Source organism: Acinetobacter sp. AR_0276, assembly GCF_003000705.1.
Lineage (GTDB): Bacteria > Pseudomonadota > Gammaproteobacteria > Pseudomonadales > Moraxellaceae > Acinetobacter > Acinetobacter nosocomialis.
Genome location: NZ_PSQO01000004.1, coordinates 2,844,288 through 2,867,884, shown reverse-complemented (window position 1 = coordinate 2,867,884; position 23,597 = coordinate 2,844,288). Strand labels below are relative to the sequence as shown.

The following is a 23,597-nucleotide window of genomic DNA, read 5'->3' as shown; positions in this document are numbered from 1 at the left end:
CCCTCTAGTGAGGGGATTTTTTATCATATTTAATCAATAATTCCTGGAATATAAATCATTCCATTGAAAACATCTTCACCTAATTTAACATTATTAAATCTAAAAGTTTTTTTATCATTATCCATAGATAAACCTGAACAAGATTTATAGCGATCTCCACAAACTATTTTTTCATTTTCTTTCGTAGTTTCAATTGAAATATGACCATTGAATTCTTGAATTACTTCCAATGGATAAGCTCCTGTTTGCCCTATTAAACTAATAGAATATTTTTTCTGATCATTTACGACATAAGCGAAACCATAATTTTGGCGCAATATAGGATATATTTCTTTATTAATTAAAATATTAGAAGTATTCCTAGGAATATTATATTCCAAATCTAACACTCTAAATTTATTTCGTTCTTTATCAAATAAATTCAAGTTCTGTATATTAATAGATAGTATCTTTTCATTATCTCCCCACGAGATCGACGAAGCAGGAACTAAGCCATAAAAGGAAAAACCTGGTTCATAATTTGTTAAATTATAATTTCGAACTTTAAGTTGTATATCTTTAGAATATTGATTATTATTACTTTCTTTAAATATTTCAATATTCACAATATCATCATCTTTTTTAAAAACAAGTTCATCTACACTACCAATGTTTTTATTATTTCCATCTTTATAAATAATAATATCTGAATTCATATCAGATAATTTATATACTTGATTATCTAATTCGAGGATACCTATCCCACTTTTTCTTGGAAATCTATCTTTATTAAAACCCACCCAGTTAGAGGGTATTTTTAATTCTAAGTTACCTGTAATTTTTGCCGTTAAATCTTTTTTTTCTATCCAGTCAACTAAATAATTTTTCCATAATTTATTAAAATTATTTTTAAATCTTATATTTAATTGTCTACTATAGACCTCTTGCGAAAGTAAAAACCACCTCAATCTAAATTTCATGAGATATCAGAAATTAAATCGTTTTTCAGATTCTGAATTCCAGCGCTTGGTTGGTGTACCTCGACCAGTTTTTAGTGAAATGATCGAAGTTTTAAAAGAAGTAGAATCACTTAAAAAGAAATCTGGGCGTCCTCATACTTTAGCTATAGAGGATCAATTATTATTAACACTCAATTACTTACGGAATTACAGCACTCAATTGGAGTTGGCTGCAAATTACCATATCGCTGAAAGTAATGTGAATCGAACCATTAAAAAGGTTGAAGATGCATTGATGAAATCAAGACGGTTTACTCTGCCAAAACGAAGCATTACCACAGCAGACGAACAGTTTAACTGGGTCATTATTGATGCGACAGAATGTTCAATAGAACGTCCGAAAAAAAAATCAGAGTAAGTTCTACAGTGGTAAAAAGAAGAAACATACGCTAAAAGCACAAGTGATCTATCATCCGAACAGCAAACAAATCATAGGGCTAGATATATCGAATGGCAGTCAGCATGACATTAAATTGGCAAGAAGAACGGTTAAAAAATTCAAACATTGTAAATATGTTATGACCGATTTAGGGTACTACGGATTAGAGCAAGATGGCTTTAAATTATTGATGCCAATAAAGAAAAAGAAGAATTTACCCTTATTTGATGTTGAGAAAAAGTACAATAAAATGATTGGAAAAATACGAGTTGTGATCGAACATATTAATAGTCAATTGAAAACATTTAGAATATTAAGTGAACGCTATCGAAATAGACGGAAAAGATTCGGTTTACGCATTAACTTAATCGCTGCACTGGTAAATCGGATGAACTTGCAATAACGACTTTCGCAAGAGGTCTTATCATTATCAAAACTATATTCCGTATTATCTGAACAGTCTTCATAATTTATACAAAATAAAACACTCATATCATTATATTTATTTATCCAAGCAAGTGAGGCAAAACGTGCCTTATTACTTTCAGCCAAAAGCTGTAATTCACCATAAATAGGAAGGTCCGTTTTATCGGGTTTGTTAAAATAGAGAGTTACATCTGAGCTATTTCCTTGGGCTATTAAGCTATATTCCTCTTCTTTTACATTCAAGTTAACTTTATCATTAAAATTTTCAGCTTCGATTGTAAGCATATTTTTTTCATACTCATTTTCTTCTCTTTTGGACTCCTCCCCACAACCAATTAAAAAAATAGTACTTAATACACTTATTTTGATTAGTTTATAACTCATAAGATCCTCATATTAATTTTTTGTTTTTTAAATCCCTACAGATATTATCATCAATTACAAATATTAATACCATTAAATTCAATTATTTATTTTGAAAAAAAGATAAAATCAACCTTCCAAGTCTCTATCATAATTTTTAGTTTTAAAAAACTCGATATTTGAAGCAGCTATGCATGGACTAGGATTTGTTTTGGAAAGTAATTTACTCACTCAAAATTATTTGGACTCAGGAAAGTTGGTTAGAGTTTTTGCAGATGAACTATCGATTCCTATTTCTGCTCATCATTTGGTATATCCTCGAACGCATCAATTTATTCCTAAAATTGAACTGTTTTTAAACTGGATTCATGATGAGTTAGCAGATTGAGAAAGTGATTTCTTAAATGATCTGAATTTCCTCAACTCTTAAGTGATGCATCATCTCTCGAACAAATACAAAGTAGGTAAAAACATAAACCTGATCTCGAGCCACTTGGTTTGTGTAGTAGCTTAAACGCTCAATAAAATCATTAAATCCATGCTCAAGCTCAATACGGCTGATTTGCTTTTTAGCACTAAAAAATAACTCACTGAGTTGTGCCATGGCGGTATCAGCCGTAACAACTACCCCACTTATCTTTAAATTTCTGAGGGGCTGAGACTCGATGATTTCTTCAATAAAATAAATCATCTTTTCAACCGCAAGCTCATCAACAACGCCATTGCTGATACTTTTTGAATTAATAAAACCCAAACCCAGTTCAAGTTGAATGTGCTGGTTGTCTAAATCAAATGACAAGCCATTAAGAGCAAGTGAAAATTTTAAAACTGAGACAGAATGAGTCATAAAAATAGCTTACCGCTGAGTTTTATTAATAGGACTAGGGCCAGTTTGTTCAATAGTTAGAGTTAACAGCGCTAATCCTCATTAACACTATATATAATAAAAACCTCTTTAAAAAGACGAAAAATCAATCTTATATTCATGCAATCTAACTATTAAAAAATAGAGTATAAGCATGAAAAAACTAGTAATTTTAGGTGTTACGATTTACAGCTTTGCACAACTGGCAAATGCAGCAACCTTAAATGTAAAGCCATATGGCACGACTCAAGACGGTCAAAAAGTTGAACTCTATACCATGAGCAATAACAAAGGAGTCTCGGTATCTTTTATTAGTTTCGGTGGTGTAATTACCCAGATTTTGACTCCCGATGCACAAGGCAAACAAAATAATATTGTTTTGGGCTTTGATGACTTAAAAGGCTATGAAGTCACTGATACCAAGGAAGGCATTCATTTTGGTGGTTTGATTGGTCGTTATGCGAACCGGATTGGTAATGCTAAATTTAGCTTAGATGGAAAAACGTATAACCTCGAAAAAAATAATGGCCCGAACTCATTACATAGCGGGAATCCTGGTTTTGATAAACGTGTTTGGCAAGTTAAACCCCTCGTCTCTCAAGGTGAAACCGTTAAAGCTTCTCTGAAGTTAACCAGTCCAAATGGTGATCAAGGTTTTCCCGGAAAATTAGATGTAGAAGTAATCTACAGTCTTTCAGATCAAAATGAATTCAAGATTGAATATAAAGCCAAAACTGATCAACCTACAGTCGTCAACCTTACCAACCATAGTTATTTCAATTTATCAGGCGCTGGCAATAATCCTTATGGTGTGCTCGATCATATTGTCCAACTCAATGCAGACCGTATATTAGTAACCGATCAAAACTCTTTACCAACAGGTGAAATTGCTTCAGTTGCAGGTACGCCTTTTGACTTTCGGAAGCCTAAAGCAATTGTGAAAGATATTCGAGCAAATAATCAGCAACTCGCCTATGGATATGGCTATGACCAAACTTGGGTAATTAATCAAAAGTCTCAAGGGAAACTCAATCTTGCAGCGATTGTGGTTGACCCAAAATCTAAACGGACCATGCAAGTCTTAACCACTGAACCAAGTGTCCAAATGTATACAGCCAATCATTTACTCGGAAATATTGTTGGCGCAAATGGCGTACTCTACCGACAAGCAGACGCACTAGCATTAGAAACACAGCATTTTCCAGACAGCCCAAATCAACCGGCTTTCCCGTCTACACGTTTAAACCCAAATCAAACTTATAACAGTGTTACTGTATTTAAGTTTGGTGTTCAAAAATAGTCTTTTTAATGAGGCTATGTGCATATTAAAAAGACTCTCAGTTGAATATGGCTGAGAGTCTTTTCATTTATTTAACCTTTGTGTTTGGTAAAAGTGCTGTTGCAAAACCAAGTAATGGCAACAATGAACATAAACCAAATACCCATTCAATACCGTTAATATCCGCTAAATGCCCCAGCCCAGCTGCGGCAATACCACTTACCCCAAACATAAGGCCAAACATTAAACCCGCAATCATACCCACACGGCCCGGAACAGCTTCTTGCGCATACACCACCATCGCTGCAAAAGCCGATGACAACACCAAACCAGCAATAATTGAAAAAACTGTTGTCCAAAATAAGTTTGCATACGGCATCATTAATGCAAATGGCGCCATACCAACAAATGAAACCCAAATCACAGCTTTACGGCCAATCTTATCGCCAATTGGGCCACCAGCAAATGTACCTACTGCCACAGCCGCCAAAAAAGCAAATAGGTGTAATTGAGCTGTTTGAATACTGATATGGAACTTTTGAATTAAGTAAAAGGTAAAGTAGTTACTAATGCTCGCAATGTAGGTAAATTTGGCAAACATCAACACACTAATTGTGCCCAAGGCGATAATGAGCTTACGGCCATGCAATTTAGTATGTGCTTGGGTAGCACGCGCAACTACCTGACTTTTAGCATGACTCACGGTCCAACGGCTTACGCCAAATAAAACCCAAATTGCTAAAAGTGCAAATATCACCAAGCCCGCAACTGCATGTTGTCCAAATGGAACAATTAATAACGCTGCTAATAATGGGCCAATGGCAGTACCTGTGTTTCCGCCCACTTGGAAAGTCGACTGAGCTGTACCGAAGCGCCCGCCCGATGCCATTCGTGCTACCCGTGAAGCTTCTGGATGAAAGGTTGCGGACCCGACTCCAATAAGTGCAGATGCACATAACAACACAGCAAAACTTGGTGAAAATGCCAACAAGATAATGCCGCAGAATGTGACGACCATTCCGAGTGGGAGAAGATACGGTTTTGGATGTTTATCGGTATAAAGTCCAATCCAAGGCTGTAGCAGAGAACCTGTAATTTGATATACAAACGAAATCAGGCCAACCTCCGCAAAACTCAGCGAAAAGTTTGCTTTTAGCATTGGATAGATGGCTGGTAACACCGCCTGAATTAAATCATTCAGTAAATGTGCAACCGCCACGGCGCCTACAATTTTAATAATCATTCCTTGAGGCTGATCATTTGCAACGGTATTGGCAATACCATCTTTCAATTGTATTGAAGACGTCATACCTGAAAAACTCCAATATTTTTAAATGAGATGCTTATTGTAAATTGTCGCTTATAAAGTTATCTTCCAATAATCATCGTATAAGTGACAATTTCTAGGATAATTTATGTCCGATTCTCTTATTCAGTCCGATTTGTCTGAACTGGTGATTGGGCTATCTTCCGAGCATTCTTACCGAGAAATCACCCCAACCCATACGCATACACGTGCGCAGTTTTTATATGCATCTACTGGAACTATTCAGGTGTTTACACCGAATAATGTGTGGATTGTGCCACCCATGTGTGCGTTATGGATTCCAGCACATGTAGAGCACAGTGTGATTTCACTGAGTCACGTGAAGTTAAATACGGCATTGGTTGAAGTAAATGCAGCCCCTCTAATGGGACAACATTGCTTTATTATTCGGGTGAGTAACCTGTTGCATGAACTTTTAATACGTTTAAATGAAATTAAACGAGAGGAAATTCCAAATACACCGACCTCTCAAGAGCTTTCCCGTTCTTTACAAATTTTGATTTTTGAAGAAATACATCGGGCCAATTTGTTGTCTATCCAGATTCCGTGGCCGAAAGACAAAAGACTCTTAAAAATTTGCCAAGAGTTATTACATACCCCTGACAGTTCAAAAGATTTAACAGATTGGGCTGATGATATTGGCACGAGTTCTAGAACTTTAATGCGTATGTTCCAGAAAGAAACTGGGCTATCTTATCGGGCATGGATACAGCAAATGCATATTGCACTTGCCTTGAGTAAAATCGCGAATGGTGAATCTATTTCTCAAATTTCAGAGTCACTGGGGTATACAAACCCCAGCGCGTTCAGTGCGATGTTTAAGCGACATCTAGGAAAAACACCTCAGCAATTTAGAAGTGCCGCGATGTCGCTATAAGTCTTTTTTTTTGCAGGGAGGTCATGCTTTTCGAGCAAATCATCGAAATCGTGATAAACATGAAGTTCTCTGTCTTTACCAGTTCTCGCATGATCTAGGCGCTGTTCTGGATCGACTAGAACAAGTGTATGTCCATCATCAATTAAACGATCTAAGCCTTCTAAAAACATACGTTTACCCACATCGTGGATAAGTGAAATCTGAGTTAAATCAATGACGATTGTGCTTTGATCAATTGTCTCGTCTTGTAAAATACGCAATAACATTTCAGCTTCAGTAAACTTCAACACACCACGCAGCACATACACACTCAATGATGCATCTTTTCCAGTACGATAATGGCTTTGTACAATGGTTTGTGCAGAAGGTGTTCCTTCCATGAGGTGTAACCCCATGTCACGAGATAATCGTTCTAAAATATCAATACCTCGAACACTATGACCATGTTCATCTAGTCGAGGTGAAAAAGCAGCCATACTGACCTGACCAGGTAGCACGCCCAAGATACCACCTGCTACACCACTTTTAGCAGGAATACCTACAGTTGAAAGCCAGTCACCCGCGGCATCATACATACCACAGCTCATCATGACACTGAGTACTTGTCTAACCACAGATCGATTTAGTAAGCGCTTTCCAGTTTTAGGGTCGACCCCACCATTGGCAAGCACACTGCCCATACGTACCAAGTCTTTCACTGTAACCATAATCGCACATTGGCGAATGTACCCATTCACAATATCGACTGGGTCAGTTTCTAAAATCCCTACCGTTCGCAACATATAACCGATCGAAAGATTACGGTAGGCTGTTTTGACTTCCGAATCATAAACAGACTCATCAAAACTTAATTCGCGGCCTGCAAGCTCGCTCATAAAACGGCGTAGAATTTCTGCGCTATGCAAACCATGTTTGACCTGAATCAAGGAATGTACAGTAATTGCGCCAGAGTTAATCATTGGATTTTTTGGTCGGCCGTCTTTACCCAATGAAATTTCATTAAAGGCTTCCCCTGAAGGCTCCACCCCTACTTTCGCGAGTACTGCATCAATGCCAAGTTGTTGCAAAACGTAGGCATATACAAAAGGTTTAGAAATCGATTGTATGGTGAACTCAACATCATCATCGCCGACCGAATAAATTTCCCCATCTACCGTAGACATTGCTAAAGCTAATCGATTTGGGTTTGCATTTGCCAACTCAGGAATATAATCGGCGAGATGACCGCTATTATCGACGTCACAGGCTTCTATAACATTTGCCAAATAATCTGGGAGAGGGGTTTTCATGGTCAGTAACCTTAAATGAGGAGATTTACAACATCGCGCAAAATTTCAGCACAACCTGCTGATAATATTAAAATTATATCTTTTGTAATGATTTAAATATCACGCTATAAGTATTGTAATTCCTATAACTTCTCCATTTCAAGCTCATTATAGGTTTTTCAAAACTTTAAAGAGATGGTTAGCTTATTCTTTCTACAAACAAGATCCCATTTAAATGATCAATTTCATGTTGAACAATACGAGCAGGAAAACCATGAAAAACGCTTTCAATCGTCTCACCCTGAAGTGTTAAGTATTTCACCTTAACCATTTCTGCGCGTTCAACTTGTCCACGTTCGTCTGGCACACTTAAGCAGCCTTCTTCACCTAAACAAACTTCGTTTGAGAACTCTAAAATTTCAGGATTTACCATAACCACAGCATCCATTTCAGGTGCATCCGGATAGCGTGGATTTGGTCGAGATGCCACAATAATGACGCGTTTAGAGATATAAACTTGCGGTGCTGCAATCCCCACCCCATTACGCTCAAGCATTGTTGCATGCATAGCGTCAGCAAGCTGATAAAGCCAATTACTGTTTAGCTCATTTGCCGAAACAGGAGCCGCGATTAATTTCAAAATATCTTCACCGCGCTTCGCGACAGGTAAAACTACGCTCATCCTTTGAATCTCTCATTAAACTGGCTATGACAAGTTTTATTGTGTCGCTGAACAGGCCAAAAGAAAAGTCATTCCGACATCTGTTTTTGTTTCATCTAAAGCATTTTTTGTTTTAAAGCTTTTTTAGCTTACTAAGTAAAATCCACATATCCCTATAGAACAAATTTCCTCCATTTACTTTTATTTCACTTTTCCATTAATATCCTAACTTCAATTACAACAACTAAGTAAAAAATGGATCAGGAATTAACTTTGCAGGACGCGAACTATCTCACTAAAGAAGATAAACGAACCCTCGCCCTTTCTTCATTGGGTGGCGCTTTAGAGTTTTACGATTTTGTGATTTATGTATTTTACGCAAAAATCATTTCCGACCTCTTTTTTCCAAGTACGCTTAGTCCGTTTTGGGCCATGCTCAACACTTACGGCATTTTTGCAGCAGGTTACTTTTTCCGCCCTTTAGGTGGGGTTATCATGGCCCATTTTGGTGACTTGGTCGGGCGTAAGAAGCTCTTTTCACTTTCAATTTTGCTGATGGCACTGCCTACCCTATTTATCGGGATTTTGCCCACCTTTGAAAATATCGGATATTTGGCACCTCTACTTTTATTGCTTATGCGTGTGGTGCAAGGGATTGCGATTGGGGGGGAAATTCCAGCTGCATGGACCTTTGTATCGGAACACGTCCCTGAAAGAAAAATCGGACTGGCAAATGGGTTACTCACCGCTGGGCTTTCTTTAGGAATTTTACTGGGTGCACTGATGTCTTTATGGATTTCACTGAATTTTAGTGAAGCACAAATCCATGACTGGGCTTGGCGTATACCTTTTATTGCAGGTGGTATTTTTGGTCTAGTTGCACTTTATTTAAGAACGTATTTAAAAGAAACACCTGTATTTAAAGCCATGCAGGCACGTAAAGAAATTTCAAAAGAAATGCCTGTAAAACAAGTCTTAAAAACGCATAAAACAGCGGTTGCGATTGGCATGTTATTTACATGGTTTTTAACGGGCTGTGTGGTGGTAGTGATTTTAGCCATGCCAAATTTGTTGATTGGTTCATTTGGTTTTGATCGTGCACAGACTTTTGAAATGCAAAGCGCAGCCATTATCATGCAAATGGTCGGCTGTATTTTGGCTGGTTATTTTGCTGACCGTTTTGGTTGTGGCAAAGTCATGATGATCGGTGCGCTTGCTGTGGCACTTACAGCGGCAGTTTTTTATCACAGTTTAGGTCATGCCGCACATTCAACCATTTTTGGTTTATATATGTTGTTAGGTCTATGCTCAGGTACTGTCGGCATGGTGTCGAGCAGTATGGTTAAAATGTTCCCCGCGCCTGTTCGCTTCTCTGGCATTTCGTTTTCTTATAATTTGTCTTATGCAATTGTTGGTGGTATGACCCTACCTTTAGTTCATTGGCTCAGTCAATACAGTGATATTGGTGCGATGTATTATATTTTCGCGCTAACAATTTTGGCCTTTGTAACTGCCTTTGTGTTTTGGAATAAGTTTGAAAAAAACAGGTATTAAAAATTTTCACTTATTAAATAAAAAACCACGCCGATTGCGTGGTTTTTTAATACTGCTTACTTTAGAAAGTAAACCCGATATTAAAGTTAATACGGTATAGCCATTTATCACTGTTAGGTGAAGTGGCAGAGGTATACCCTGTTGAGTTGGTCGAGCCACCAATAATGTTGGAGTTTTTACCCCACGTATAGTCTGCCCAAACCATAAATGGCGAAGCAATAAACATCATGCCTGTAGTGTTCATTTGCGAATCTGACCAATCATCACGTTTTTTATCGAGATAACTATAGTCATTATAAAACTTAATGGCTTTTAGTTTGCCCATATTGGTCACAGGTAACGTATAAGCAAGGTTTAAACTGGCAATCGTACCTTCTGAAGCAATGAAATAAGCAGGTGTAAAGCCATTATTACCCATTAAAGTCATGTCATTATTTACACCATCTGGGTTTTTAGCATCATATTGATAGTGAATGACAGAACTTTGTAAATTAAAGCGATTGTAGTTGTTTTCGGTATGTAAACCGACTGCATAATATTTGCCGTCTTTATCGGTCACTTTGTTATGTAACTGTGCAATCGCGCCAGAAACACCAAACTCCTGCTTACCAAAATCGGTTTCTAACTTGCGAACAATGCGGGTATTGATTTGATTGCGCTTTTCATTTTGATAGGCTTTTTGAGATGGAAATGCATTTCCTGCCAAATCATCATAAGTTGCACTCTCAGGTGAATAACGCAAGTTGGTCTCTAACATTTGCGGGTAGTAACCGAGTTTTACATCCCAATCTTTGTCGTGATAATTCCAGTTAAGTCCCGGCGCAATGTTATTTCCATACCCTAAAAAGAATGGAATGTGATAGGTCCAGCCATTTTGCGGATAGGGATAAATTGTAAAAGGTTTATAAACCAGACCTGCTTCAATGCTGTTATTGGCATTTAAGTTATAGCCAACGTATGCCTTTTCAATAGATGTTTTCTGCTGATCTTGAAATAGATAGCTGGCATTGATGTAAGCATCATCAAACTTACCTTTTAAATCGACTCTGAAAATATCAAAATAGAGCTTACCGAAACCGCGGTTTGGGCCTTCCCAATCTTCATAGCGCTGATTTAACCGAACCACCCCACCTAACTTTAATGAGTCGGTGCCGTCATCACTTTTCCATTCAAGCAATGAGTCTTTTGCAAATGCATTGACGCTTACCCCCATCGTAAGCTGCGCAATGAATGCCATGATCAATGAAGTCTTTTTCATCTCTACATCCTTGATTGAGTTCCAGCGTCCTGCTGGAACTTTATTTGTTTTACCTGTAAAACTTCGTTTTTATTGTTTTTTAGACAAAAAAATTTATCTAAAAAAAGGATGGCTTAGCAGCTCCCATCGCATATGTACTAAACCATCCAAACTGGTTAATACAGTTTCTTTTGCGGTGGACCCGCGAAGTTTAATGGTCCAATCGAGTTCATATCGAGCTCGATCACTGTTGGCCCTTCAAAAGCGACAGCCTCTTGAATAACCGTTTTAAACTCTTCTGCACTACCCACTTTCCAGCTTTTCACACCCATTGATTCACCAAGAAGTTTGTAGTCTGGAGTATGCAGTTCGTTGAAATACTGGCGACCACCGAAGTAGTTATTTTGAATGCCACGCATTACGCCATAACCACCGTCATTCATAATCATTAGGACCATATTGGTGTTTTCTTGTACCATAGTTGCAATTTCACCAATGCCAAGCATTAAGCCGCCATCGCCGACTAAACCAATTACTTTTTTGTCAGGGTTAGCAACTGAAGCACCGATTGCTGTTGCAAGGCCTAAACCAATTGCACCCGCAAGTGAGTGGATGTTTTGGTTTGGTGCTTGTACAGGGAATAAACGACTGCCCCATGTACTACCCGACATAGTGATGTCACGTACAAAAATACCGTCTTGCGGTAAAGCCGCACGCAAGTGATCACAAATTAATGCATACTGATCGATTTGCTTGCGCAGTGCATCAATGGCAGCTTGTTTAGCCGCCACTACAGCAGCATCGTAATCGGCATCAACTTTTGAAGTACCTTGAAGTTGTTCTAACACACGTGTTAAGACATCTTTGGCATCGCCACAAATGAAGTTACGAATTTTGTAATTACGTTGCTGAGCCACTGGGTTGGCATCCACCTGAATAATGTTTTCAGGGAATTCAACCGAATAAGTTTTGGTTTCATTACTACGTAAACGAGAACCCAACACAACCATTAAGTCAGCATCTTTTAATAATTGCTCAACGCCTGCCGAGTTATGGAACGCACCTAAACTACGTGGATGATCATCTGGCAAAACCCCACGAGCATGAGTCGATGAAACAACCGGAATACCTAAATCTGCAATTGCTTTAACTTCAGCAACGCTATTTAAAGTTCCACCACCAATCCAGAAAATCGGACGTTTTGCTTTTTTGATTTCGTTTACCAGAAGATCAATTTCTGCTTGCTCTGCCTGTGGTAACTCAAGTGCTTTGACTGGTCCTAAGTTAAGTGGCAAATCAATTTCTGCTGCCTGCACATCAATCGGCAGCTCAACACTTACCGGTCCCATTGGAACTGTGGTTGCTACACGGATGGCTTCACGAATCACACCAACAGCATTGTCTGGGCTGGTAATACGGAACGCCGCTTTGCTTGATGCTCGTAAGAATGTAAGTTGGTCTTTGGTTTCATGAATGAAGCTTGCATCACGGTCAAGATATTCACGCTCAACCTGACCAGTTAAATGCAATACAGGGCTACTCGCATTCATTGCTTCAATCAGTGAACCCACCGCATTACCTGCCCCAGCACCCGTACTGGTCAGCGCTACACCTAAGCCTTTAAAACGTGAGTGTGCATCTGCCATGGTGACTGCACCCGCTTCACCACGTGCTGCAACAAAGCGCATTTTTTCACGGCGCCCAACTGCATCAGCAATAGGTAAATTGTGGATGGAAATAACACCATAAATACTATCAACTTGGTGCGCTTCTAATACTCTTGCGATTGCTTCGCCTACATTTACACGTTCAGTCATGTCTGTTCCTCAAAATTTGTTTTCAGTCCTTGAATTTATTAATCGCACCAAGGGTTGGGCTGTTCATTCAGCCCCATATAAATACTCTTTTGTTGCATGTACGATAAAATGCCCAAACGGCCTTTTTCGCGCCCAATCCCACTGTCTTTAAAGCCACCAAACGGCGCACTAATCGAGAATTTTTTGTAGGTATTAATCCATACCGTTCCCACTTCTAAAGCACGTGCAATTCGCCAAGCTTTGCGATAGCTTTCAGTCCAGATACCTGCGGCAAGACCAAAACAACTGTCATTGGCTTGGGCAATTAAATCTTGCTCATTGTCATATTTCATAACGACTAAAACAGGGCCAAAAATTTCTTCCTGACAGGTTTGAGCACTGTTATTTAAACCCGTAATAATCGTTGGTAAGTAATAGCTTCCTTTGGCATAGTCACCATTCGTAAGTGCCTCACCACCAATCAGAACTTGACCACCTTCGCTTTTGGCAAGCTGTACATAGCGATCAACTGACTGCAAATGCTTGTCATTGACCAGTGGTCCTAAATGCACACCAGCTTGTTCTGGATGGCCCACACGTAAGCCTTTAGTAATTTGAACCAAACGCGTTAAAAACTGATCGTAAAGACTGCTATGAATAAATAAGCGAGAACCTGCGATACACGCTTGGCCTGCCGAGCTAAAAATACCGTACGCGACACCTTTAGCTGCCAGTTCGACATCTGCATCCGGTAAAACGATGGTTGGTGACTTACCACCTAACTCAAGCGAAGTGGTAATGAGTTTATCTGCGGCAATGTGTGCCAAATGACGACCCGTGGTTGTTCCACCTGTAAAAGAAATTTTACGAACCAATGGGTGCTGAGCAATTGCATCACCAATCACAGAACCGCGCCCAACTAGCACGCTGAGTAAGCCTTTTGGTAAACCTGCTTCTTCAAAAATTTTGGCAAGCTCTAAAGCAATCAGTGAAGTTGCTTCTGCTGGTTTTAACACCACGGCATTTCCTGCTGCCAAAGCTGGAGCAAGCTTTTGAACTTCACTCGCAATTGGAGAGTTCCAAGGGGTAATGGCTGCCACAACGCCCACTGGTTCATGCACACTCATGGTCATAAAGTCTGGAGCACGCTGAGTGGTGAGCTCATCATTCAACGTTTCACATGCCGCAGCAACATAGCGTGCAGTTGCCGCCGCGCTCATCACTAAACCACGAGTTTCGGTTAAAGGCTTTCCATTATCGCGGGTTTGTAGTTTCGCTAATTCATCTACACGCGCTTCAATAATGTCTGCAACTTTATAAAGAATACGTGCACGCTCATGCGGCAAGCTGTTTCTCCAGCTCGGTTCACGCCAAGCCTGATCTGCCTTTTCAATTGCTTCATTTACATCTTCAAGCGTTGCTGTTGAAAGCTCAGCGTTTACCGACTGATCTGCCGGAAACAGGCTTTGAATGACTGCACCACGGCCTAATCGCCATTCACCCGCAATATAAATTTCCTTTGCCATGATCAAATCCTTCTTAAATCTGTATTGCTTCTACACTATTGCGACAAGCACGAATCACGCTAAGCGCAGCCAAAGTTGATGTTTTCGGGTTACTTGGCAACGGTACTCCCACCAGTTCAATGGTCATTTGTCCAAAACCACCTTCTGCTACAATGGTGTGTTTATTTTTGTTGATGGTTGGATCAACAGTTAACTCAACCATGGTTTCATCCATTCCAAGCCCTGCAAGTGCAATGGTTGCTGCAACATTGGCGTTGGCAGGAAATTTCATGGCAGCTTCACGGGCAGTTCCTGTAAAAAAGACCGTAGGTTCTGAAACATGGTCTAAATCGACTAATTGCTCTGCATAACTGCCCTTCCAACTTTTTGGACTTTTACAGCCTTTATAAGTGACCTTTTGCAAGCCACCTTCTTTAGCAGCAGAAATACCGTCAATACCTGCGATAGCCCCTGCAAGTAAATGCAGATGGGCATCATTTTTTTCGGCAGTTTGCTTAAGCTGAACCAAAAATTCACTATCAGCCAAAGTACCCACCGAAATCAGTCCAATGGTCCAGCCTTTCGCTAAAACTTTTTGAGCATGCTCTTTCACTGCTGCTTGACCTGCCACCTCAATGACATAGTCTGGCGTACCATCACATTGCTCAATATCTGAAATCACCTGAATGTCAGATGAGACTTGTGATTGAACTTTCTCAATGCTGCGAGATGGCACTACAATCCATTTGAGTTGCAGATCTTGAGGCAAATGGGCATACACTTCTGCTGCCATTGCGCCAAAACCAATCATCATCAACTTTTTCATGACAGCACCTGATATTTATAAATGTTTGTTAAAACCACCTGAGACATCTATTGCCGAACCTGTGGTGTAAGATGCCAATGGTGATGCCAAGAAAACTAAAGCACGTGCAGGCTCTTCCGGGCGGCCTAAACGCTGCATTGGGATACCACGGTTTTTTGCGATATTGCCTGTCCACTCTTCCCATGACAGATTTAAATCTGAACGGGTCTCATAACGGCGTTTCCACTGCGCAGATTCGACCATACCGAGTAAAATCGAGTTCACACGAACGCCATACTGAGTAAACTCATGCGCCAAAGAATGGGTTAAATTCAACAGTGCAGCGCGTGCAGATGAAGTCGCAATCATGTGCGGTTCTGGTTGCAATGCCAGTAACGAGTTCACATTGGTAATTGAGGCATTTGCCGACTGTTTTAAGTCGTCAAGAAAAGCACGTACCGGATGTAAAACACTGAAATATTTCAGTTCAATTTCTTTCATCCAGTCTTCATCTTGTGTGTTTTCAAAATTTGAAACACGACCTTGCCCGGCATTGTTAATGAGCATGTCTACATTGCCCAAATTGAGTTTGACCTCTTTGGCAAATTGCTGAACTTCTTCTTTTTTCAACACATTACATGCTTTGGTAAAAATATTGGCATGTGGAAATTTTTCTAAAATATAGTGCTTAGAAGCATTTAAACGTTCTTCATCGCGACCACACCAAGCAACTTTTGCATCCTCTGCAACCAGTATTTCAACAGCAGCCAGCCCAATCCCAGATGAGCCACCGGTAACAACTGCAACTTTTCCTTCAACTTGGAAGCTCATAATCCTTAATCTCTCTTACGATTGTTCCTGAATCGTCAACATAATTTGGTTAAATGCTTGCGGTTGGTCGACATAACTTAAATGTCCTGCATCTTCTATGACGAAGCGCTGTTCCAACTGCAATTCCTGAGCAAGCTCTTGTATACCTAACGCAGGAGTGATTTGATCTTGCTGCCCTGCAATCACTGTGCATGGGACTTTTAAATCGGTTAAGTAATTACGTATTTCGTCATATGCCAGTAAGTACGATGCATGTGTGAAACCCTGTAGGGTCAACTGTTGCATCACTTCTGAAACTAAAGCTAAGGCTTGTGGCTCTTGTTTATAAATCAAATGAGGTCCACGGCTTTGGGCCATTCCTTTAGCACCGAGTTCTTTCAACATTTTTGGTCTTTTTTCAAAAACCTGAATTTGTGTTTGTTCATCGTGACGTTGGTAGCCTTGAGCTAAGTTAGCAACAACCAAGTGTTCCACTCGCTCTGGGTAAAGTGCAGCAAATGCACTGGCCTGTAAGGCGCCTAATGAGTGTCCGACCACAATCGCTTTTTTAATTTTTAAAACATCGAATAACGCTGCCAAACGCTTTGCGTAGTCGGTTGCATTCGGTTGATCCGTTAAAAGTTCATCTGATTTGCCATAGCCCGGTGCATCCCAGGCAATGACATGAAAATGATGAGACAGCACTTCAAGTTGGTTTACCCATGAAGCAGAACCTGAACTAATGCCATGCAACAGCACAAGGTATTCGCCCTGACCAGCTTCCCGATAGGCTTGCTGCTGGCCTTGAACATTGACCGTTTTCACCGGAAATTCTGCTAACTTTTCAATGAGTGTCATCATTTTCAATTCTTTCCCTTCATTCACTTCATCAAACAATTAACGTTTGATTTGAGACAATGGATGCTCTGGTGGATAATTAGGAATTGTTGGTTTACCTGTTCCCAACATCACGCACATCAAGGCATCTTCTTGACCTGGGTTAAACAAACCACGGTAGATCCCCGGTGGAATTGAAATCAGATCACGCTCTTTTAAACGGGTCTGGAATTTCTCGCCGTTGTGCTCAATAAACAAATCAATTTCGCCGCGGAGCATAAAGAAAACTTCTTCAACGTCGTGGTGAATGTGCAAAGGACCTTCACACTGTGGTGGTAGCACCATAGTCGAAAACGTAAAGTTCTCTGCAGGTACAGTGTTGCTGTCATTTGCAACACCAGTTGCACCCGTACCCATATAGCGCATTTGAGCACGACGATATTTCGGGTCGTAATCGGCTTGAAACTTCAAAGCCTCAAAGTCATATTTACGAGTCTCAAAGCGAGCAATACGTGTGTTTAACCAATCTTCTAAAGAAGCGCCTTCCGGCTGTTTCCACGTTTCGAATTGTTGTGTAGTCATTTTTTAAACTCCTATACAGTGAATTAATAACGTTTTAAAAGAGGAACCAAGAACAACGACCCAATGACAGCGACTGCAGCCAAGAAGGTAATTCCCAAATTAAAACTATGTGTTTGCATCACGATGTAACCGATAAGAACAGGCGCAATTGCACTTGCAAAATTGCCTAAACCGTTAAATATTCCACCCGCAGTCGCCCCTACATTTGAGGTAGTTACTCGGGCAAGCAGAGCAAATACCGCAGCTACTCCAAAGCCCCACGCCATCGCACTTAAAGACATGGCAGCAATAATCAATAATGGCTGGGTCATAATGACCATCACATACATGAAGATGCCCGCCAGTAATAAACCGCTAAATACCTGAATAGCGCGGCGGCCTAACTTGTCAGATAAAAACGCACCCACCACCTCGCCAATTAACATGGCGATGAATGGAAAGCTTGAATACATCCCAAACTCTTTGAGATTGAATCCTTTGTCTTGCATAAGATAAGAAGGAACCCAACTGTTTAAGCCCCACAAATAAGTCATCAATGCAATGTTAAAGAGGCAAACCAACCAGAATGCGCTGTTGCTGAGCAGCAATTTAGTATTGGCAATGTGACCCTTGAAGTTGGTGCGTTTACTCTCGCCCTCAATTTCGACAGTTTTCTTGAGCTGTAAGTTACGTAAACCAAAAACAATGCTAAAAATAGCGATCAGTGTTAAACCAGCCATCACAAAAAAAGTGGAGTGCCAGTCGTGATGAGCTAAAACATTTGCAGTGATCGGGAAACCAAGGAATGCACCAATCGGTGTACCCAGTAAGAACATGGTTGAGGCACGTGCCTGCTGACGGTCTGTGTAAGTCTGTTTAACAATGGTGTATGCCAAAGCAAATAGCGGACCTTCTGCCAAACCAAGTAAAACCCGTAAAATCAACATGCCTGAGTAGCTGGTGGTAAAGCCCATGCAAAGCATGAGTAAACCCCAAGAGGTCACACTCCAGAACAGCATTTTCTTTGGGTTAAAAATGTCGCCTAAAAAGCTTAGAAAGACTGATGAAAACCCATAAGCAAGTAAAAAGCTTGTCATGAGCCATCCGAGCTTGGCTTTATCTTCAGCAATTCCCATCGAGCTTTGAAAATGGGGGTCTGAAAATAAAACCGCAATACTGATCTTGTCGAAAAAGGCCAGTACTACACACACCATAAGGACAAAAGCAGGCACCCAATGCTTTAATCCACTTTTTTCTTCATTACTCATGTGTCATTCCTTCGATTTGGTAATGAGAACCAGATTTAATGTTTACGGTTTTAACTTCATGACATTAAATTCAGCATCTGCTAATAATTTTGGATCTAAAACGGTATTGGCTTGCATCCAACGCTTTGCCAGCTTGATTAACTTCGAGTCATTAATGGCAATCATATTCAGCAAGCGATTTTCATGGTCCAGATATAAATAGCTCACCTGATCTTCACCGCCTTGGCGAATCACCATTTCTTTGGTTTTTTCAGGTTGATACGTTCCTAAAATCTGGATATTAAAGTGGTATTGATCAGACCAGAGCCAAGGAATATCGGTATATTCAGTTTCAATTCCGAGCATTGATTTCGCAGCTGCAATCGCCTGATTTTGTGCATTTGCCCAAGACTGAATGCAATAACCCAAGCCCGGATGAATCGCGACATCACCTGCGGCATAAATGTCTTGATCTGAGGTCTGTCCAAAACAATTCACCACAATGCCATCTTTCACATCGAGCCCAGCATGCACGCCTAACTCTTTAGCAATTTCGGCACCTGCACCCACTACAACACAATCAAATAACTGGCTATGTTGAGGATGGTTCACCACTTCAACTTTTTGATCTGGTGCTTCCACCAAATGAAGGCTCTTGCTGTCTAAATGAATTTTTGTACCTTGGGTCTCATGCATATTTTTTAAAAATGCAGAAACTTCCGGACTCACACTTCTTGCACACAAACGGTCGCCATATTCAAAAATATGAACCTCTTTGCCTTGCTTACGTGCGGTTGCAGCGATTTCCAAACCAATCCAGCCGCCGCCAATCACAGCAACATTTTTTGCATTCTTTAAAATTTCAGCCAGACGTTCACAGTCACGTACATTTCGTAAAGTCACAACATTAGGAATGAACTGCCATGTATTGACGGGTACACGTGCACGGCTTCCAGTTGCAATCAGCAATTTGTCATACGGCAAAATCTGACCACTTTCTAAATGAACCTGCTTTTGCTCGCGATCGACTTTTGTTGCAATTTCTGGTTTATGCCATTGAATGTTGAACTCTTGGACCTGTTCTGGGGAGAACAGATTCAAACTTTCATACGTTGCTTCTTTTGAAAGTACTTGCTTAGACAGAGGCGGACGCTCATAAAACACCTGATCTTCATTTGAGACCACATGAATTTCACCCACATAACCATTTTGACGTAAGGTGCTGACTGCCCAACCTGCAGCTTGCCCCGCCCCTACAATTACAATCTTTTCCATAGCCTTTCTTCCTTGTAAAGCAATACCTGTTACACAGGCTTTACCTGACGGCGGGTTTTGTCATCAAGACCACCTTCAATCGCCCACTCAGTGAAAAGCTCTAGACGATGTTCTTCTACACGTGGCTGCCATTCTTCAGTCAAATAATCATCGTTGGTGTAATATTCAAATGCACCACCCAATGGTGAGTTGACGTACCAGAAATAAGCAGAAGAAATTGGATGACGTCCCGGTCCAATAAAGGTTGACCACTCTGAACGGTTCATATGTAATCCGCCTCCAATCACCTCATGAATATCACGAACAACAAACGCAACGTGATTTAGACCAGCAGGTTTATTTGGAACGCTAAGTAAGAATAAATCGTGGTGATAACCTTCACCGCGGCAACGTAAGAATGCACCGCGATTTTTGTAAGCATCAGATAAATGAAAGCCTACTTTTTCAATATAGAAGTTTTCAGTAGTTGCTAAATCCGGTGTGAAAAACACCACATGTCCAATCGCAACAGGTTGACCTTTTTCATAAACAGGACTTGCTGCATTAACACGTTGAATGTTGCCGTATTGGTTAATGCCTTCCGTTTTAAGTTCTGGTACTTCTTTTACAAAACTTTGTTCAAAACGAATAGTCATGCCATTTGGGTCAAGACACTGAACTGTATTTTCAGTACGTTTAAAACCGTCTACATCGGCCAAACGAGCTGCCAAGTCTTCAAGGTCTTGAAGACTATCAACACCCCAAGTGACTTCACGTAAAGTTGAACCTTGCTCAATAGCAGGCGGCAAACGGTTATCATCACAATTAAATAGATAAATCTTGCTGCCGTTTTGAGTCTGGTATAAATCTGCACCTTCAATATCTGAAGTACTTTGGCTTAAACCAAAATCTGCCAAAAATTTGTTTGAAGCGGCTCTATCTTCAACTCCAAACTTTAAAATCTCGATCCCTGTAATCATTTGACTACTCCTTAGTTAAAGACAAAACCGCCATTGACCGGAATATTTTGACCTGTCACAAAAGAGGACAAATCCGACAGTAGATACAATGCTGTTCCATTTAAATCTTGTGGAAGTTGCTGGCGTTGAATCGCTCTTCCGTTGACATATAAATCATGACGTTCCTGTGGCACATACTCGGTTGCTTCAACCAGAGTCAGCCCCGGAGACAAAGTATTGACACAGATATTGAACTGACCCAACTCTCTTGCCATTGAACGTGTCATGGCAACAATTGCACCTTTACTCGCCACATAAGCCATCAGGTTCGGTGCGCCCCAAAGTGCTGTATCTGACGCAACATTAATAATCTTGCCGGCAGCCGATTGTTTTAAATGTGGAATACACGCTTTTGTAATTAACCATGTGCCTTTCACATTAATATTCATAACCCGATCCCAAAGTTCAGGATCGTAATCAATCATATTTTTTCCACCCACATTGGTTGCAAGCGCTGCACAGTTCACAAGACCATCCAAACCATTTAACAGTTCAACGCTTTTTGCGACAGCATTTTCAATAGAGTCTGCATTGGCAAGGTCAACAGTGACTGCATGGACCTTGAGTCCTTGTTTTTGTAAGGCTTGTGCTTCTTGTTGCACGAGGTCAGATAAAATATCTGCCATTACAACTTCAGCGCCCGCCTCAGCAATGGCTTGAGCGAAATCTCGCCCTAAACCACGTGCGGCACCAGTCACTAAAACTTTTTTGCCTTGCAACAACGCTACATTAGCCATGAGCTTCTTCCTGCATCTCGATACGGTTTGATGCATTTAGTGCAGCAATTTTCTTTAATTGCTTCTCAGCTTCTTTCTTCATTAAACGGCGTAAACGTGCAAGCCCAACATCGTGTTGATATAAGAATTCTCGTGCACGTGCATTTGGCGCAAGGTTTTCTAAAATAATTCGGTCTTGTTCCAATACATCCCAATGCAATTGTTCTAAATGATTGCGATATAAGAAGCGCCATACATTACGTTGCCAACCACTCACCTTACGGCAGCGCCAGAAAAATACACGGGTATTGTTGGCATCAATTGGCGTTGCGTAACCCACAATCCAGAATTCACCACCCGGACCAAACTGTTTACGGTAAGGAATTGAAAGGCGTAACCACCTTGCACCAGTCGAACCATATTCAACCCAGTCAAAGTTCACACCTGTTTGGCCTTCTTTTTCAAAAACAAAACCATTTTCAGTTGTGCGGTGTTTCATCTCTGCGGTACGTTCACCTTCTGCCATTGAGTGTGACGTACAGTGCAAATATGTACCGTGCATTGGGTCCATGACGTTATCAATGGCATATTGATGGTTTACTTTCCAGTCTGCTTGGCAAAGGAATGAACTCCACTCTTCGCTTGCCAGTTGTTCTGGGAACTCAAGCGGTGCGGGTTGTTCATTTGCATCAATCCCAAACCAGATGAAGATAGCACCATGCTGTTCAATGACCGGATAGCTCTTTAAACACTTGGTTCCAGTCATTGGGCATTCATGAACGGCTGGTACATCGGCAACCACACCATCGGCACGAACTTCAACACCGTGATACCAGCAAGCAACTCGATCACCCAAGTTCCAGCCGAGTGAAAGACGAGCACCGCGGTGTGGACAGCGATCTTCAAGTGCATGAACCTGACCTTCGGCATCACGCCAAACCACAATGTTTTCACCTAAACGGGTAATCCCAACCGGATTAGCAGCGACTTCCCAACTTGCTAACACCGGATGCCATTGGTCACGTAAACCAAGTTCTAAATATTCTTCAGCGCTTTGTGAAGTTGATACGATTGCGTTCATTTTATTCTTCCCTGAATCAATAACCTAAACGTTGCATTTCTTCTGTAAAGCTCTCAGAAGTCCATTCATCACCAGATTCACAACGGAAACCTTGCTGATTAAGTGCAGAAACAACCTCATCTAATTCTGTTGCGCCCGCAGAAAATGCCTGAATCAAGTTCTTTACAAAGTCTTGTTCGTAGAGAGTCGGTTCTTTATAACGTGTTTGCCAAACCAACAATTCAGATTGACCTGGAACTTGAATATTGTTGATACCTGCTTCGGTTGCCGGCGTTGCATGAATCCAGCTTGCCAACTTTTCATTAAATGTCTTCATTGTTCTGCTTCCTTGTACATGTGAGGACTAGAGTTGAATTTGAATATCCTGTCCTTCAACACGAACTGGGTACGTACATAGGTTTCTACACCCGGGTCCACTTTTTAGCTCACCTGTCTGAATGTCAAAAATTGCTTCGTGCAATGGACATTCCACAGTTTGATCTTCAATAAATCCTTCCGTTAATAAGGCATACGCATGAGGGCAAACATTTTCGATAGCGAAGTAATTTTCATCGACAAAAAAAACACCAATTTTTTTCCCTTCAACTTCGACGGCTTTCGGCTCATCTTCGCTAACGTCACCCTGCTGACAAACTGAGATCCAACTCATACCTTGCGTCCTCATTTTGTTTTATATACAAAACATAATTTGATTTTCAAAACACAAGCTAAGCATAATCCTCTTGGTTATTT

Annotated in this window: 24 protein-coding genes and 1 pseudogene; 5 read left to right on the top strand and 20 right to left on the bottom strand. The window is 40.6% G+C overall.

Annotated features, from left to right (window positions below; translation table 11 throughout):
• Window positions 1-29 precede the first annotated feature (29 nt).
• Complete coding sequence (locus tag CSB87_RS14565; RefSeq protein WP_228131600.1) at window positions 30-959, bottom strand: hypothetical protein; 930 nt, start codon at window positions 957-959, stop codon at window positions 30-32.
• Between CSB87_RS14565 and CSB87_RS14560 the strand changes: the two genes are divergently transcribed.
• Window positions 958-1,780 (top strand): IS5-like element ISAba27 family transposase gene (locus CSB87_RS14560; protein ID WP_076611894.1). Its coding sequence is split into 2 segments (ribosomal slippage): window positions 958-1,338 and window positions 1,340-1,780, totalling 822 coding nucleotides; the frame shifts between segments, so codons are not numbered across the junction. The two genes, CSB87_RS14565 and CSB87_RS14560, sit on opposite strands and share 2 nt — an antisense overlap.
• Here CSB87_RS14560 and CSB87_RS14555 read toward each other — a convergent pair.
• Window positions 1,702-2,187, bottom strand: a complete 486-nt coding sequence (locus tag CSB87_RS14555) for a hypothetical protein (RefSeq protein WP_228131591.1) — start codon at window positions 2,185-2,187, stop codon at window positions 1,702-1,704. The genes CSB87_RS14560 and CSB87_RS14555 overlap by 79 nt on opposite strands.
• A gap of 160 nt (window positions 2,188-2,347) precedes the next feature.
• Between CSB87_RS14555 and CSB87_RS14550 the strand changes: the two are divergent.
• Window positions 2,348-2,554, top strand: a pseudogene (locus tag CSB87_RS14550) (LysR substrate-binding domain-containing protein); the annotation flags it as partial.
• Window positions 2,555-2,566: 12 nt separating this feature from the next.
• Here the strand turns inward: CSB87_RS14550 and CSB87_RS14545 are convergent.
• Window positions 2,567-3,013, bottom strand: coding sequence for a hypothetical protein (locus CSB87_RS14545; protein WP_004888249.1), 447 nt, complete (start codon window positions 3,011-3,013; stop codon window positions 2,567-2,569).
• Window positions 3,014-3,185: 172 nt separating this feature from the next.
• Between CSB87_RS14545 and CSB87_RS14540 the strand changes: the two genes are divergently transcribed.
• Complete coding sequence (locus CSB87_RS14540) at window positions 3,186-4,331, top strand: aldose epimerase family protein (protein WP_004888251.1); 1,146 nt, start codon at window positions 3,186-3,188, stop codon at window positions 4,329-4,331.
• Window positions 4,332-4,398: 67 nt separating this feature from the next.
• Here the strand turns inward: CSB87_RS14540 and CSB87_RS14535 are convergent, their stop codons facing one another.
• Complete coding sequence (locus CSB87_RS14535; RefSeq protein WP_004888253.1) at window positions 4,399-5,619, bottom strand: MFS transporter; 1,221 nt, start codon at window positions 5,617-5,619, stop codon at window positions 4,399-4,401.
• Window positions 5,620-5,725: 106 nt separating this feature from the next.
• Between CSB87_RS14535 and CSB87_RS14530 the strand changes: the two genes are divergently transcribed.
• On the top strand, window positions 5,726-6,514 hold the full coding sequence (locus CSB87_RS14530; protein ID WP_004888254.1) for an AraC family transcriptional regulator: 789 nt from the start codon (window positions 5,726-5,728) through the stop codon (window positions 6,512-6,514).
• Here CSB87_RS14530 and CSB87_RS14525 read toward each other — a convergent pair.
• Together CSB87_RS14525 and def are read right to left on the bottom strand one after the other, a co-directional pair.
• Window positions 6,481-7,803 (bottom strand): glutaminase, encoded by a 1,323-nt coding sequence (locus CSB87_RS14525; protein WP_002054468.1) that lies wholly within the window; start codon window positions 7,801-7,803, stop codon window positions 6,481-6,483. The two genes, CSB87_RS14530 and CSB87_RS14525, sit on opposite strands and share 34 nt — an antisense overlap.
• A gap of 178 nt (window positions 7,804-7,981) precedes the next feature.
• The gene (def, locus tag CSB87_RS14520) at window positions 7,982-8,464 is read right to left on the bottom strand and encodes a peptide deformylase (protein WP_004710118.1); all 483 of its coding nucleotides are present in this window, start codon (window positions 8,462-8,464) and stop codon (window positions 7,982-7,984) included.
• Between the two features lie 234 nt (window positions 8,465-8,698).
• Here def and CSB87_RS14515 point away from each other — a divergent pair, with 234 nt between their 5' ends.
• A complete protein-coding gene (locus CSB87_RS14515) occupies window positions 8,699-9,997 on the top strand; it encodes an MFS transporter (protein WP_004888255.1) in 1,299 nt (432 codons plus the stop codon).
• Window positions 9,998-10,058: 61 nt separating this feature from the next.
• On the opposite strand, the gene CSB87_RS14510 is transcribed toward CSB87_RS14515, so the two are convergent.
• The 14 genes from CSB87_RS14510 to CSB87_RS14445 form a co-directional block, all read right to left on the bottom strand.
• A complete protein-coding gene (locus CSB87_RS14510) occupies window positions 10,059-11,255 on the bottom strand; it encodes a hypothetical protein (RefSeq protein WP_002054411.1) in 1,197 nt (398 codons plus the stop codon).
• A gap of 155 nt (window positions 11,256-11,410) precedes the next feature.
• Window positions 11,411-13,051 carry a thiamine pyrophosphate-binding protein gene (locus tag CSB87_RS14505; protein ID WP_004888256.1) on the bottom strand — a complete coding sequence of 547 codons (1,641 nt, stop codon included), beginning with the start codon at window positions 13,049-13,051 and terminating at the stop codon, window positions 11,411-11,413.
• A 38-nt stretch (window positions 13,052-13,089) separates the two neighbouring features.
• Complete coding sequence (locus CSB87_RS14500) at window positions 13,090-14,556, bottom strand: aldehyde dehydrogenase (RefSeq protein WP_004888264.1); 1,467 nt, start codon at window positions 14,554-14,556, stop codon at window positions 13,090-13,092.
• 13 nt (window positions 14,557-14,569) lie between these two features.
• Window positions 14,570-15,361, bottom strand: a complete 792-nt coding sequence (locus CSB87_RS14495; protein ID WP_000735778.1) for an aspartate dehydrogenase — start codon at window positions 15,359-15,361, stop codon at window positions 14,570-14,572.
• Between the two features lie 15 nt (window positions 15,362-15,376).
• Window positions 15,377-16,171 (bottom strand): SDR family oxidoreductase, encoded by a 795-nt coding sequence (locus tag CSB87_RS14490; protein ID WP_004888265.1) that lies wholly within the window; start codon window positions 16,169-16,171, stop codon window positions 15,377-15,379.
• A gap of 15 nt (window positions 16,172-16,186) precedes the next feature.
• Entirely contained in the window at window positions 16,187-17,011 is an 825-nt protein-coding gene (locus CSB87_RS14485) for an alpha/beta fold hydrolase (protein ID WP_004888267.1), read from the bottom strand.
• Window positions 17,012-17,047: 36 nt separating this feature from the next.
• Window positions 17,048-17,569: a cupin domain-containing protein gene (locus CSB87_RS14480; protein ID WP_004710136.1), complete on the bottom strand. Its 522-nt coding sequence runs from the start codon at window positions 17,567-17,569 to the stop codon at window positions 17,048-17,050.
• A gap of 23 nt (window positions 17,570-17,592) precedes the next feature.
• Window positions 17,593-18,816, bottom strand: a complete 1,224-nt coding sequence (locus CSB87_RS14475) for an MFS transporter (RefSeq protein WP_004888269.1) — start codon at window positions 18,814-18,816, stop codon at window positions 17,593-17,595.
• A 42-nt stretch (window positions 18,817-18,858) separates the two neighbouring features.
• On the bottom strand, window positions 18,859-20,070 hold the full coding sequence (locus CSB87_RS14470) for an NAD(P)/FAD-dependent oxidoreductase (protein ID WP_004888272.1): 1,212 nt from the start codon (window positions 20,068-20,070) through the stop codon (window positions 18,859-18,861).
• 29 nt (window positions 20,071-20,099) lie between these two features.
• Window positions 20,100-21,029 carry a VOC family protein gene (locus CSB87_RS14465; RefSeq protein WP_000627784.1) on the bottom strand — a complete coding sequence of 310 codons (930 nt, stop codon included), beginning with the start codon at window positions 21,027-21,029 and terminating at the stop codon, window positions 20,100-20,102.
• 11 nt (window positions 21,030-21,040) lie between these two features.
• A complete protein-coding gene (locus CSB87_RS14460; protein WP_004888275.1) occupies window positions 21,041-21,805 on the bottom strand; it encodes an SDR family oxidoreductase in 765 nt (254 codons plus the stop codon).
• Window positions 21,798-22,865, bottom strand: a complete 1,068-nt coding sequence (locus CSB87_RS14455) for an aromatic ring-hydroxylating oxygenase subunit alpha (protein ID WP_004888276.1) — start codon at window positions 22,863-22,865, stop codon at window positions 21,798-21,800. Before CSB87_RS14455 ends, CSB87_RS14460 begins: the two co-directional genes overlap by 8 nt.
• Window positions 22,866-22,881: 16 nt before the next feature.
• The gene (locus CSB87_RS14450; RefSeq protein WP_000847096.1) at window positions 22,882-23,181 is read right to left on the bottom strand and encodes a recombinase-like helix-turn-helix domain-containing protein; all 300 of its coding nucleotides are present in this window, start codon (window positions 23,179-23,181) and stop codon (window positions 22,882-22,884) included.
• A 27-nt stretch (window positions 23,182-23,208) separates the two neighbouring features.
• Window positions 23,209-23,514 carry a non-heme iron oxygenase ferredoxin subunit gene (locus tag CSB87_RS14445; protein WP_000118514.1) on the bottom strand — a complete coding sequence of 102 codons (306 nt, stop codon included), beginning with the start codon at window positions 23,512-23,514 and terminating at the stop codon, window positions 23,209-23,211.
• Window positions 23,515-23,597: the final 83 nt, after the last annotated feature.

Coding starts and splice junctions, on each gene's coding strand:
- CSB87_RS14565 (WP_228131600.1), bottom strand. CDS start 959: ATGAAATTTAGATTGAGGTGGTTTTTACTTTCGCAAGAGGTCTATAGT.
- CSB87_RS14555 (WP_228131591.1), bottom strand. CDS start 2,187: ATGAGTTATAAACTAATCAAAATAAGTGTATTAAGTACTATTTTTTTA.
- CSB87_RS14545 (WP_004888249.1), bottom strand. CDS start 3,013: ATGACTCATTCTGTCTCAGTTTTAAAATTTTCACTTGCTCTTAATGGC.
- CSB87_RS14540 (WP_004888251.1), top strand. CDS start 3,186: ATGAAAAAACTAGTAATTTTAGGTGTTACGATTTACAGCTTTGCACAA.
- CSB87_RS14535 (WP_004888253.1), bottom strand. CDS start 5,619: ATGACGTCTTCAATACAATTGAAAGATGGTATTGCCAATACCGTTGCA.
- CSB87_RS14530 (WP_004888254.1), top strand. CDS start 5,726: ATGTCCGATTCTCTTATTCAGTCCGATTTGTCTGAACTGGTGATTGGG.
- CSB87_RS14525 (WP_002054468.1), bottom strand. CDS start 7,803: ATGAAAACCCCTCTCCCAGATTATTTGGCAAATGTTATAGAAGCCTGT.
- def (WP_004710118.1), bottom strand. CDS start 8,464: ATGAGCGTAGTTTTACCTGTCGCGAAGCGCGGTGAAGATATTTTGAAA.
- CSB87_RS14515 (WP_004888255.1), top strand. CDS start 8,699: ATGGATCAGGAATTAACTTTGCAGGACGCGAACTATCTCACTAAAGAA.
- CSB87_RS14510 (WP_002054411.1), bottom strand. CDS start 11,255: ATGAAAAAGACTTCATTGATCATGGCATTCATTGCGCAGCTTACGATG.
- CSB87_RS14505 (WP_004888256.1), bottom strand. CDS start 13,051: ATGACTGAACGTGTAAATGTAGGCGAAGCAATCGCAAGAGTATTAGAA.
- CSB87_RS14500 (WP_004888264.1), bottom strand. CDS start 14,556: ATGGCAAAGGAAATTTATATTGCGGGTGAATGGCGATTAGGCCGTGGT.
- CSB87_RS14495 (WP_000735778.1), bottom strand. CDS start 15,361: ATGAAAAAGTTGATGATGATTGGTTTTGGCGCAATGGCAGCAGAAGTG.
- CSB87_RS14490 (WP_004888265.1), bottom strand. CDS start 16,171: ATGAGCTTCCAAGTTGAAGGAAAAGTTGCAGTTGTTACCGGTGGCTCA.
- CSB87_RS14485 (WP_004888267.1), bottom strand. CDS start 17,011: ATGATGACACTCATTGAAAAGTTAGCAGAATTTCCGGTGAAAACGGTC.
- CSB87_RS14480 (WP_004710136.1), bottom strand. CDS start 17,569: ATGACTACACAACAATTCGAAACGTGGAAACAGCCGGAAGGCGCTTCT.
- CSB87_RS14475 (WP_004888269.1), bottom strand. CDS start 18,816: ATGAGTAATGAAGAAAAAAGTGGATTAAAGCATTGGGTGCCTGCTTTT.
- CSB87_RS14470 (WP_004888272.1), bottom strand. CDS start 20,070: ATGGAAAAGATTGTAATTGTAGGGGCGGGGCAAGCTGCAGGTTGGGCA.
- CSB87_RS14465 (WP_000627784.1), bottom strand. CDS start 21,029: ATGATTACAGGGATCGAGATTTTAAAGTTTGGAGTTGAAGATAGAGCC.
- CSB87_RS14460 (WP_004888275.1), bottom strand. CDS start 21,805: ATGGCTAATGTAGCGTTGTTGCAAGGCAAAAAAGTTTTAGTGACTGGT.
- CSB87_RS14455 (WP_004888276.1), bottom strand. CDS start 22,865: ATGAACGCAATCGTATCAACTTCACAAAGCGCTGAAGAATATTTAGAA.
- CSB87_RS14450 (WP_000847096.1), bottom strand. CDS start 23,181: ATGAAGACATTTAATGAAAAGTTGGCAAGCTGGATTCATGCAACGCCG.
- CSB87_RS14445 (WP_000118514.1), bottom strand. CDS start 23,514: ATGAGTTGGATCTCAGTTTGTCAGCAGGGTGACGTTAGCGAAGATGAG.